Source organism: Micromonospora sp. NPDC023956 (assembly GCF_040639195.1).
GTDB lineage: Bacteria > Actinomycetota > Actinomycetes > Mycobacteriales > Micromonosporaceae > Micromonospora.
In genome coordinates this window covers 11,622-23,253 of record NZ_JBEZZN010000018.1, presented here as the reverse complement: position 1 = coordinate 23,253, position 11,632 = coordinate 11,622, and the positions used below count along the sequence as shown (strand labels likewise).

Sequence of the window (11,632 nt, the reverse complement as noted above, 5' to 3'; positions counted from 1 at the left end):
GCCCGGACTATCGCTCCGCCTGTGCGGCGATCACCTCGCGGGCGAGCTGACGGTAGTTGCGCGCGCCGGACGAGGCCGGGTCGAGGGTGGTGATGGGGGCGCCGGCCACCGTCGACTCGGGGAACTTGACCGTCTTGGTGATCACCGTCTGGTAGACCTTGTCGCCGAACGCCTCGACGACCCGCTGGAGCACCTGCCGACAGTGGGTGGTGCGGCTGTCGTACATGGTGGCCAGGATGCCCTCGAGTTCGAGGTCGAAGTTGAGCCGCTCACGCACCTTGTCGATGGTGTCCAGCAGCAGCGCCACACCCCGGAGGCTGAAGAACTCGCACTCCAGCGGGATCAGCACGCCGTGCGCGACGGTCAGCGCGTTGATGGCGAGCAGGCCGAGCGAGGGCTGGCAGTCGATCAGGATGTAGTCGTACTCCTTGCGGACCGTGCGCAGCACCCGCGCCAGCGCCATCTCTCGGGCCACCTCGTTGACGAGCTGGATCTCGGCGGCGGAGAGGTCGATGTTGGCCGGCAGGATGTGCAGTCCGGCGACGTCCGTCTTGATCAGGACGTCCTCGGCGGTCACGTCGTCCTGCATGAGCAGGTTGTAGACAGACAGGTCGAGGTTGTGCGGGTTGACCCCGAGGCCGACCGAGAGCGCGCCCTGCGGGTCGAAGTCCACCAGCAGCACCTTGCGGCCGTACTCGGCCAGGGCCGCGCCCAGGTTGATGGTGGTGGTGGTCTTTCCGACGCCGCCCTTCTGGTTGGCCATCGCGATGATCCGGGCCGGGCCGTGCCGGTCGGTGGGCATCGGCTCGGGGATGGGTTTGCGCATGGTGTACGCGGCCGGGTCCGCCGGACCGAGGTCCGCGCCCAGTGTGGCCTGCTGCTCACGGAGCTCGGATGTCCACGTCTCGGCACGGTCGCTGTTGCCAGCCATGTCCTGTTGCCCCCTCCCGACGACCACCCGGCGTCGGAGCCGTCCGACGTCCTTCTGCGGCGCCGCCGCGCACCCCGGTTGTCGCCCCAGGAGGTCCGCGCCGATGCCGACTGTACGGCACGTTCGAGCAGGCCGGTCGGCACCGGGTCGGCGTGTCGGGCCCGCCGACGGTCGCCACCGGCCCCGGGTGGGCGGGGGTGACGATGGCCACAGTGTCCCGCCCCGGCCGCCGGTCGTCACGCACCGCGCGCGCGGCCCGTCCGGAGCCGCCGCCGGCGCGCCACGCCCCCGCCCGGTACGCCGGGGAGGGGCCGCCGCTCAGCCGAGCGCCCGGGGGTGGGCGGTGGCGTAGACCTCCCGTAGCCGTTCCACCGTGACCAACGTGTAGACCTGGGTGGTGGTGACCGAGGCGTGGCCGAGGAGTTCCTGCACCACCCGGACGTCCGCCCCGCCGTCGAGCAGGTGGGTGGCGTAGGAGTGGCGCAGGGTGTGGGGGCTGACCGCGTTCGGCCCGTCCACCGGCAGCCCGGCCCGCTCGGCGGTGCGCCGCAGGATGGTCCACGCTCCCTGCCGGGAGAGCGCACCGCCCCGGGCGTTGAGGAAGACCGCCGGGGTGCCCCGCCCCGCGGCGACCAGACCGGGGCGGGCCCGGACCAGGTAGGCCCGGAGCGCCTCGGTGGCGTACCCGCCGATCGGCACCAGCCGGGACCGGCCGCCCTTGCCGCGCAGCAGCACGGTGCCCTCTGCCGGGTCCAGGTCGTCGACGGCCGCGCCGACCGCCTCCGAGATCCGCGCCCCGGTGCCGTACAGGAACTCCAGCAACGCCCGGTCCCGCAGGGCCAGGGGCGCGTCCGCGCCGGCGGCCCGCACCGACCCGGCCGTCTCCAGCAGCCGGACCACGTCGTCGACCGGCAGGGCCCGGGGCAGCCGGCGCGGCGGGGTGGGCGGCCGGACGTCCCGGCTGGCGTCCGCGCCGACCAGCCCCTCGCGCAGCGCGAAGCGGTGCAGGCCGCGCACCGCGCTCGCCGCGCGGGCCGCCGAGGAGACGGCCAGTGGCGGGTGCCCGTCCCCGCCGGCCCGCAGCACGGCCAGGTGCGCCTCGACCTGCGCCGGCCCGACCGAGGCGAGGTCGGTGACCCCGGCCACGGCCAGCGTGACCAGGTAGCGCTCCAGGTCCCGCCGGTACGAGGCGAGGGTGTTCGCCGACAGCCCGCGCTCGACGGTCAGGTGGTCGAGGTAGCCGCGTACGGCCCGGCGCAGCGCCGGGGCGGGTGACGGGGCGTCCGCGACCACCACCGGGGCGTCCGGGGTCCCGCTCAGCCGAGGACCTCCGCCAGCGGCAGGGTGGTCATGCCGTGCGCCTCGGCGACCGGGCCGTAGGTGACCTGCCCGGCGTGGGTGTTCAGGCCGAGGGCGAGGGCGGGGTCGCGGCGCAGTGCCTCCCGCCAGCCGTGGTTGGCCAGTTCCACGGCGTACGGCAGGGTCACGTTGGTCAGCGCGTACGTGCTGGTGTGCGGGACCGCGCCGGGCATGTTCGCCACGCAGTAGAAGATCGAGTCGTGCACCCGGTAGGTGGGCTCGGCGTGCGTGGTCGGCCGGGAGTCCTCGAAGCAGCCGCCCTGGTCGATGGAGATGTCCACCAGCACGCTGCCCGGCTTCATCCGGGAGACCAGCTCGTTGGAGATCAGCGTCGGGGCCTTCGCGCCGGGCACCAGGACCGCGCCGATGACCAGGTCCGCGTCGAGCACGGCCCGCTCGATCTCGTACGCGTTGGAGGCGACGGTCTGCAGGTGGCCCCGGTAGATGGCGTCGGCCTGGCGCAGCCGCCCGACGTTCTTGTCGAGCAGCAGCACCTCGGCCTGGAGGCCGAGGGCGATGGCGGCGGCGTTCATGCCGGACACGCCCGCGCCGATCACCACGGTCTTGGCCGCGTAGACGCCGGAGACGCCGCCCATCAGGATGCCGCGCCCGCCGCCCTGCCGCTGGAGGTGGTACGCGCCCACCTGCGGGGCGAGACAACCGGCGACCTCGGACATCGGGGCGAGCAGCGGCAGCGAGCGGTCCGGCAGCTCGACGGTCTCGTAGGCGATGCCGGTGACCTTCCGGTCGAGCAGCGCGTCGGTGCACTCCTTCGAGGCGGCCAGGTGCAGGTAGGTGAAGAGCACCTGCCCCTCGCGCATGCGGTGGTACTCCTCGGCGATCGGCTCCTTGACCTTGAGCACGAGATCCGAACTGTCCCACACCTCGTCGGCGGTGGACAGGATCTTCGCCCCGGCAGCGGCGAACTCCTCGTCGGTGATGCTGGAGCCGACTCCGGCGCCGGACTCGACGAGGACCTGGTGGCCATAGCGGGTGAACTCGTTCACGCCCGCCGGCGTGATCGCCACGCGGTACTCGTGGTTCTTGACCTCGCGGGGGATTCCGACCTTCACGACGACACCTCTCCTCGGGGCCGCACCGCCCCGACCCAGCTCGGTGCGCGACGGCTCCGTTGCCGACGCGGCCCACCGCTCCTGCCGGCCGCAGTCTAGGGCCGCCGACCCGCGGTGGAGAGCCGACACAGTGACAGCCCGTACGCGCCTCTCCTGACGGTGTGTCAGGCATACCCTGGCCGACAACGTGAGCCGACCTCGGCCGTTGGGGCAGTGTTCGCCCATTATCGTCCGATCGGCCCCCTGGCGCTGCGGACAGCAGGAAAGTCGATCACTAGGGTTCGCCTCATGACCTACCCTCCTCCGTACCAGTACCCCGGCGGCGTCTCCGACAAGAGCAAGGTCGTGGCCGGCGTGCTCCAGATCGTGCTCGGCGGCTTCGGCGTCGGCCGCTTCTACATCGGCGACACCAAGACCGGTGTCCTCCAGCTCGTCGTGACGCTGGTGACCTGCGGCATCGGCAGCCTCTGGGGCTTCGTCGACGGCATCCTGATCCTGATCAACGGTGGTGTCGACGGCCAGGGCCGGCCGCTGCGCGACTGATTGTGTCCCACCGCGAGGGGCCGTGCGGCGTTCCGCACGGCCCCTGCTGTCGGTGGGTGGTGTCCCGCACCCCGCGTCGGGGTCAGCCGGGCAGCGGGGAATCCGCCGGGCGCAGCGGGGCCCAGCCGGCGTCCCGGGCCCGGACGGCGGCGAGCAGACCCGCCACGCAGGCCGCGTTGGTGATCCCCCCGGCCAACACCCGGGCCACCGCCTCGTCCAGGTCGAGGCGGACGACCTGCATGTCCGCCTCCTCGTCGTGCCGCTCGTGCCGGTGGGCGGCCGGCACCTCGACGAGGTCGCGGGCGAGGAACACCCGCACTCGCTCGTCGGAGAATCCGGGTGAGCTGTGCAGGTCGACCAGGAGGTCGACCCGACCGGCGGTCAGGTCGGCCTCCTCCGCCAGCTCGCGCAGCGCCGCCGTGGCGAGGTCCTCACCGTCGACGTCCATCAGCCCGGCCGGCAGCTCCCACAGGTAACCGCCGACCGGGTGCCGGTACTGGCGGACCAGCACCACCCGGCCGGCGTCGTCCAGGGCGACCACCGCGACCGCGCCGACGTGCCGTACCACGTCGCGGGTGGCGGTACCGCCGCCCGGCATGGCCACCTCGTCGGTGACCACCCGGAACACCCGGCCGGCGTACCGCTCGGTGCGGGCCGTCAGCGCGTAGTGGTGCCCGCTCACGAGGTGGCGGCGGTCGTCGCGGCGTCGTCCCGGGACGCCTTCTCCTCCGGCGGGACCGGTCGGTGACCCGCGTCGCCGTCCATCTCCACCGGCAGCTGGTCGGCCTCGGAGTAGGTGACCGCGGCGCGGACGAACGCGGCGAACAGCGGGTGCGGCCGGGTCGGCCGGCTCTTCAGCTCCGGGTGCGCCTGGGTGGCCACGAAGAACGGGTGCAGCGCACGGTCGAGTTCCACGAACTCGACCAGCCGGCCGTCCGGCGAGGTGCCGGAGATGTGCAGCCCGGCCCTGGTGAGCGTGTCCCGGTAGGCGTTGTTCACCTCGTACCGGTGCCGGTGCCGCTCGCTGACCTCGGTGGTGCCGTAGGCCTCGGCGACGATGGAGCCCTCGGCCAGTTTCGCCGGGTATGCCCCGAGCCGCATCGTCCCGCCCAGGTCGCCCCGGCCGGCGACGATGTCCTCCTGGTCGGCCATGGTGGCGATCACCGGGTGGCGGGCCTCCTCGTCGAACTCCAGCGAGTTCGCCCCGTCCAGGTCGCCGAGGTTCCGGGCCACCTCGATGGCCATGCACTGCAGGCCCAGGCAGAGGCCGAGCAGCGGGACGCCGTTCTCCCGGGCGTACCGGGCGGTACCGATCTTGCCCTCGATGCCGCGCACCCCGAACCCGCCGGGGATGACGATGCCGTCCACGCCGGCCAGGGCCGCCGCCGCGCCGGCCGGGGTGACGCAGTCGTCGCTGGGCACCCAGCGCAGCTGCACCCGGGCCCGGTGGTGGAACCCGGCCGCCCGGATCGCCTCGCTGACCGACAGGTACGCGTCGGGCAGGTCGACGTACTTGCCGACCAGCGCGACGGTGACCGTGTGCCGGGGGTGGTGCACCCGGTCCAGCAGGTCGTCCCAGCTCGTCCAGTCCACGTCCCGGAAGGAGAGCCCGAGCCGGCGCACCACGTACGCGTCGAGGCCCTCCCGGTGCAGCACCTTGGGGATGTCGTAGATGCTCGGCGCGTCCGGGGCGGCGGTGACCGCCTCCCGGTCGACGTCGCAGTAGAGCGAGAGCTTGAGTTTGAGCTTGTCCGGGATGTCCCGGTCGGAGCGGCAGACCAGCGCGTCCGGCTGGATGCCGATGTTGCGCAGTTGCGCGACCGAGTGCTGGGTCGGCTTGGTCTTCAACTCCCCCGACGGCGCCAGGTACGGCACCAGGGAGACGTGCAGGTAGAAGCAGTTGTCCCGGCCGAGGTCGTGCCGGACCTGCCGGATCGCCTCCAGGAACGGCAGCGACTCGATGTCGCCGACCGTGCCGCCGACCTCGGTGATCACCACGTCCGGGACGTTGCCGTCGGCGTCCGGGTCGGCCATCGCCAGGATGCGCGACTTGATCTCGTTGGTGATGTGCGGGATCACCTGGACCGTGTCGCCGAGGTACTCGCCGCGCCGCTCCTTGGCGATCACGTCCGAGTAGATCTGGCCGGTGGTGACGTTGGCCTTGCCGGAGAGATCCTGGTCGAGGAAGCGCTCGTAGTGGCCGACGTCCAGGTCGGTTTCCGCGCCGTCCTCGGTGACGAACACCTCACCGTGCTGGAAGGGGTTCATCGTCCCGGGGTCGACGTTGAGGTACGGGTCGAGCTTCTGCATCACCACCCGCAGTCCCCGGGCGGTGAGCAGGTTGCCGAGGCTGGAGGCGGTGAGCCCCTTACCCAGCGAGGAGGCGACGCCCCCGGTGACGAAGATGTGCCTGGTCGTCCGTGCTGATGGGGCCAAGGCCTGCTCCCGTGTCGTCCGTCGCGGTCGTGCAGACCGCCGTGCCGATCAGCCAAGTGATCACGCGATCCACGGGATTCCACGGTAACACCTCACCCGGGTGGGTCCCGGAGCGCACCCGCCGGGCCCACCGGCGGCTACGCGGTCGCGACCTCGCTCGACGTCCGGGACGACCGGTCGGCGGCGTCGCCGGCCCGCACGTCCCCGACCCGCGCGGACGCGGCCGGTCCCGTCCCGCCCGGACGCCCCGCGTCGCCGCTGCGCCCCACGTCGCCCGTGCTCCCGGCGTCGCCCGTGGCCGCGTCGTCCGCTCCGGCGGTCTCCCCACCGACCGGGGCGCCGGCGACGAAGTCCTGGGGACGGTTCCCCGGCGGCTGGGTACGGTCGGCCGCGTGGTCGAGCACCCGTAGCGAGGCCAGCGCCGCCATCGGCACCACCAGCGCGCCGGCCGCGCCGGCCACGTCCAGCGCCGCACCGCCGAGCATGCCGCCGGTCACCGCCGCCACGGCGGTACCGGCCATCGCCGCCCGCATCGCCGGATAGATACCGAACAGCCGCATCAACCCGCCCCAGGGCTGGAAGAGGGCGAACCACACCAGCACCGCGCCGACCACGGCGAGGATGGTCAGCGGGCTGCCCACCAGGGTGTCGAAGTTGGCGGTGCTGGACCGGTGCACGGTCAACCCGGCCCGCCCCTCCCCGAGGGCGGCGAGGAACCGGCCCAGGCTGCCCCGCTCGGTCGGCGGCCGACGCAGGTCCAGCAGGCCCAGTCCGATGGTCACCGCCAGGCCGGCCATGCTCGCCCAGACCAGCCGGCTCAGGGTCAGCCACCCGCCGGTGCAGATCACGGCGGCGACGGTCACCCCGGCGGTCAGCGCGATCGCGCCGACCGAGTCCGAGCCGAGATACGGGCTGCCGACGATCACGACGGCGGCGGTGCCCACGGCCACCACCACGGTCGGTCGCCAGCGCCGGCTTACCCGCTGGGCCAGCCAGCCGGCGGTCAACAGCACCCCGGCGAGGAACGCGCCGAGCCCCACCGTGCCGAGGCCGGCGTACCGGCCGCCCTCCAGCGCCGAGTACCCCACCACCCCGTTGAGTTGCAGACGGGCTCCGGTGAGCACGTCCGCGCCGACGACGAGGGTGGTCAGGGCGGCCACCGCGCCCAGCGGACCGAGGGTGCGGTCGTGGCCGGGCGCGAACCGGACCAGCGCGGTCGCCCCGGCGAGCAGCAGGGCGGTCACCACGGCGAAGTACCCGCCGGCGTGCTCCCCCCGCCACCAGGGCACCAGGTCGGCGACCAGGGCCGCCGGAATGGCCAGCGCGGCGGCGACCAGCAACACCTCGACGGTCGCCACCACGGACCGGGGCACCGGGGTCGGCCCCACCGGACCGGCGTGCCGGCGGGCCCGGCGCAGCAGCGGCAGAACCGCCACGGCGAGCAGCACCTGGAAGCCCGCGAGCAGGATGAAGAACCACCGGGCCACGCGTCGCTGGGCGTTGGCCTCCCGGTCGGCGTCGGCCGGCGCGTCGACGGCGGTCGGCAGGTCGGCCGGGCGACCCTCGACCGGGACGGCGGCCCGGCCGATGAAGTTGCCCTCCGGCAGCGGACGGCCGAGCACGGTCAGCGCGGTCGGGGCCAGGTCGACCAGTTGCAGGTAGCCGTCGCGGCCGGTGCTGGCCGAGGTGAGCCAGCCCCGTTCCCAGCCCGGCCCGTCGGCGACCGCCACGTGCAGCCGGGCCGGCGCGGCGGTGTCCGAGACCCCGGCCACCAGCACCAGGGAGCGCGGCGGCCGGGCGGCCAGTACCCGGGCCAGGGTGGCGTCGGCGCGCCGCGCGGCGGCGTCCCGGGTGGCCCGGTCCTCGCCGCTGACCGTGCCCAGGTCGACGATGCTCAGCACGCAGGAGCCCAGCAGCGGCGCGGGATCGGCGGGCAGGACGGGTGCGTACCGGTCGACCCGGCCGAACGGGCGGGCGGCGGCCACGGCGGCACCGGGGCCGACCGCGACGGCACAGCGCACCGACTCGGCCAACGCGCCGGGCACCGCCCCCCAGGAGAGCCGCTCCTGGTTGTGCAGGACCACGCTCTCCTGCTGGGGCAGGTTGGCCCCGAACCCGTCGGGCTGCTCCACCTTCACGTCCACCGCCGGGCAGGTGTCGACCGGTCGGGTGGTGTTCCAGGCGGCGAAGGTGCCCGCGCCGAGGGTGAGCCAGCCGTCGACCGGACAGGTGGGCCGGCGGGCCGACCGGGCCGACAGCGAGCCGATCGACCCGTTCTCGGCCATCCGCCACAGCGTCGGCGTCGTCTCCGGGTCCACGTCGTCCCAGCGCAGGCCGGGCACACCGGCGATGACGACGAAGTCGGCGTCCGGTCGGCGCGGCGCATCGTCCGGCTCGACCGCCAGCGCGGCCACCCCGAGCAGTACGACGAGCAGGGTCACCAGTAGGGGAGCGAGACGGCGCAGCATCAACCACGCCCCGTCGCGGCCCCGGCGTCCGGGGCGGCCGGGCCGGCGGCGTCGCCGGTCAGGTCGGCGTAGAGGTCGGCCAGGGCGGCGACGGTGTCCGCCTCGGCCGGCCAGGTCGCCGCCCGGACGGTGCCCCGACGGGCCAGGTCGGCCCGGCGGGTCTCGTCGTCGAGCAGGTCACGGACCGCCCGGTCGACCGCGTCGACGTCGCCGGGCGGGACCAGCACCGCCGCGTCGCCGACCAGTTCCGGCAGCCCACCCACGCCGGTCGCCACCAGCGGTACGCCGGCCCGCAGCGCCTCCTGCGCGAACAGCTGCCGGGCCTCCCAGTCGCTGGTCACCACGGCCAGGTCGGCCCCGGTGAGCAGGTCCGCCACGTCGGTGCGGTGCCCGAGCAGGGTCACCGGGGCGCGGGCGGCCGAGATGCGGGCGGCCAGCGGCAGGTAGGCCGGGCCGCTGCCGGCGATCACGACCACCGGTGGTGGGGTGCGGTTCCGCCACCGGGCGGCGGCGTCGACCAGCACGTCGTAGCGCTTCTGCGGGTGCAGCCGCCCGACCGAGAGGATCAGCGGCTGCCCGGGGGTGACGGCGAACTCGGCCCGTACGGCGGCGCGCCGCCGGCGCGGCGGGGGCAGGGCCGGCGCGGCCACCGGGGCGAGCCGGGCATCGGCGGCGCCGAGCGCGGTGATCCGGGCGACCAGGTCACTCGACGCGCCCAGGGCGACCCGGGCCCGCCGGGCGACCATCCGTTCGGCCACCCCGGAGAGGCGGCCCCGCAGCCCTCCGGCCAGGACGGCGTTGTGCCAGGTGACCACCAGCGGCGCGGCCGGGCGGGCGAGGACGGCGACGAGACCGGCGCGCAGCCCGTGCGCGTGCACCACGCCGACCGCCTCGGCCGCGAGGGCCCGACGCAGCGCGAGCACCGCGCGGGCGTCGGCCGGGGTGGGACTCGCCGGGATCTCCACCGGCGCGAACCGGGCGCCCGCGCCGACGAAGTCGAACTGCTCCTGGGTGGCGGCCGGCCCGCAGACCAGCACGGACGCGCCCTGCGCGACCAGTCCACGGGTCACCGACCGGACGTGCTGTCCGACCCCGCCGGTGCTCGACGCGAGCAGCAGGGCCACCGTGCCCTGCCACCCGGCCCCACTCCTGGCACTCACCGATCCACCCTTCCGTCGTCCGGGGCCGCTCGCCGGCGGCCGGCGCGGCCCCGACCGGGCAGCCGGCGGAGCACTCCCGCCAGCAGCGGCCGTACGTCCCGCCGGTCGGCCGGGTACGCCACGGCGAGGAACACCACGCCCACCACGGCTGCGGACAGCATGCCCTCCAGCACCGCCCGGGATGTCGTCGGGGTCCCGGCACCCGTTCCGGCCAGCGTTCGCGCCAGCTGTGCCCCGGCCAGTGCGGCGACGGTCGCCGCGAGCACCCCGGCGGTGCCGGCGCGCAGGCTGCCGGCCAGCACGGCCGGTCCCGCCGCCCGGCGTACCGCGCCCAACAGCAGCCCGCCCAGCAGCAGCATCCCGGCGCTGTTGGCCAGCGCGACGGCCAGCACCCGGTCGCCGACCGGCAGCACCGCCGCCAGCGGCAGCGCGACCACCGGCACGGCGAGCCAGCCCAGGGTGATCGCCACCGTGGCGGGGCGGGTGTCACCGCGCGCGTAGAGGGCCCGGGAGAGGACCGCGAACAGCCCGTACCCGAGCAGACCCGGCGCGAACCCGGCGATGGCGGCGGCGGTGCCGTCCGGGTCGGCCGGGTAGAAGAAGGCGGCCACCGGCCGGGCGGTGCCGACCAGTGCCGCCGCACCGAGACTGCTGAACAGCAGCACCCCCCGGACGGTCGGCGCGAGGGTCCGCCGGTAGCCCTCCTCGTCCCCGCCCGCCGACGCCGCCGCCAGGGTCGGGTAGGCGGCCACCGCGAGCGGCACCGCCAGCACCGCCCAGGGCAGCAGGTACATCGTCTGCGCCAGGTTGAACACCTGCGGCGAGCCGGTGGGGCCGCCGGTGACCCGGTTGAGGATCACCAGCAGCGCGACCTGCTGCGCGGTGACGGTGACCGCCCCGGCCACGGCCAGCCCTCCGACCCGGGCCCGCGCGTCGGCGGTGAAGGCGTACCCGAATCGGGGCCGTAGCCGCAGCCGGCGTAGCGGCACCAGCAGCGACAGGGACAGCACCACCACGCCGAGGGTGGTGCCGGCCGACAGGATCAGCTCGCCGCCCCGGCTCGCCCCGGCCACCGTGGCACCCCGCCCCTCGGCGCCGCCGAAGGCGAGGTAGACCACGATCACGGTGAGGCTGGAGAGCAGCGGCGCGAGCACCGGCCAGGCGAACCGCCGGTGTGCCTGGAGCACCCCGGTCAGCACGATGCCGACGCCGTAGAGCGGCAGCTGCGGCGCGAAGACGCGCAGCATCCGGGCCCCGGCGGCGAGTTCCTCCGGCGACTGGCGGCCGCTGCTGATCGCCGCGATGATCGGGTCGGCGAGGAGCGCCACCAGCACCGCCAGCGGCACCAGCAGGGTCACCGTCCAGGTCAGCAGGGCTCCGGTGGTGGCGGCCACCGCCGTGCGATCGCCGGCCGCCACCGCTCCGGCCAGCAGCGGAACGACCAGGCTGGCCAGCGCGCCACCGGCGACGATCTCGAAGACGATGTTCGGCACCGTGTTGGCGACGACGTACATGCCGCCGAGGTCGCTCTTCTCCACGACCCAGGTGAAGACGGCGGTCCGGGCGAAACCGGTGAGCCGGGCGGCGACGGTGAGGACGGCGATGAGCGCGGCCGCCCCGGCGACACGGCCCGCGCCGGCGAGGGGTGCCGGTGCGCTCACG

Annotated in this window: 9 protein-coding genes; 1 reads left to right on the top strand and 8 read right to left on the bottom strand. The window is 74.9% G+C overall.

All coding sequences use genetic code 11. The annotated features are described in order from the left end of the window. Positions 1-7: 7 nt before the first annotated feature. The 3 genes from AB0F58_RS26165 to ald all read right to left on the bottom strand — a co-directional run bounded on the left by AB0F58_RS26165 (position 8) and on the right by ald (position 3,363). Positions 8-931: an AAA family ATPase gene (locus tag AB0F58_RS26165; protein WP_357148138.1), complete on the bottom strand. Its 924-nt coding sequence runs from the start codon at positions 929-931 to the stop codon at positions 8-10. A 318-nt stretch (positions 932-1,249) separates the two neighbouring features. Beyond that, entirely contained in the window at positions 1,250-2,224 is a 975-nt protein-coding gene (locus AB0F58_RS26160) for a site-specific tyrosine recombinase XerD (protein WP_357148353.1), read from the bottom strand. Positions 2,225-2,247: 23 nt separating this feature from the next. Continuing rightward, positions 2,248-3,363, bottom strand: a complete 1,116-nt coding sequence (ald, locus tag AB0F58_RS26155; RefSeq protein ID WP_357148135.1) for an alanine dehydrogenase — start codon at positions 3,361-3,363, stop codon at positions 2,248-2,250. A 288-nt stretch (positions 3,364-3,651) separates the two neighbouring features. Between ald and AB0F58_RS26150 the strand changes: the two genes are divergently transcribed. Beyond that, positions 3,652-3,906 (top strand): TM2 domain-containing protein, encoded by a 255-nt coding sequence (locus AB0F58_RS26150; protein WP_357148132.1) that lies wholly within the window; start codon positions 3,652-3,654, stop codon positions 3,904-3,906. 82 nt (positions 3,907-3,988) lie between these two features. Here AB0F58_RS26150 and AB0F58_RS26145 read toward each other — a convergent pair whose 3' ends face one another. From AB0F58_RS26145 to AB0F58_RS26125, 5 genes are all read right to left on the bottom strand, one after another. Further along, the gene (locus AB0F58_RS26145) at positions 3,989-4,588 is read right to left on the bottom strand and encodes an NUDIX hydrolase (RefSeq protein ID WP_357148130.1); all 600 of its coding nucleotides are present in this window, start codon (positions 4,586-4,588) and stop codon (positions 3,989-3,991) included. Continuing rightward, positions 4,585-6,342, bottom strand: coding sequence for a CTP synthase (locus AB0F58_RS26140; RefSeq protein WP_357148127.1), 1,758 nt, complete (start codon positions 6,340-6,342; stop codon positions 4,585-4,587). Before AB0F58_RS26140 ends, AB0F58_RS26145 begins: the two co-directional genes overlap by 4 nt. A 137-nt stretch (positions 6,343-6,479) precedes the next feature. Next, the gene (locus tag AB0F58_RS26135) at positions 6,480-8,810 is read right to left on the bottom strand and encodes a hypothetical protein (protein WP_357148124.1); all 2,331 of its coding nucleotides are present in this window, start codon (positions 8,808-8,810) and stop codon (positions 6,480-6,482) included. Further along, the gene (locus tag AB0F58_RS26130; RefSeq protein ID WP_357148121.1) at positions 8,810-9,970 is read right to left on the bottom strand and encodes a glycosyltransferase family 4 protein; all 1,161 of its coding nucleotides are present in this window, start codon (positions 9,968-9,970) and stop codon (positions 8,810-8,812) included. Before AB0F58_RS26130 ends, AB0F58_RS26135 begins: the two co-directional genes overlap by 1 nt. Further along, complete coding sequence (locus tag AB0F58_RS26125; RefSeq protein WP_357148119.1) at positions 9,967-11,631, bottom strand: lipid II flippase MurJ; 1,665 nt, start codon at positions 11,629-11,631, stop codon at positions 9,967-9,969. The genes AB0F58_RS26130 and AB0F58_RS26125 overlap by 4 nt, the downstream gene beginning before the upstream one ends. Position 11,632 lies beyond the last annotated feature (1 nt).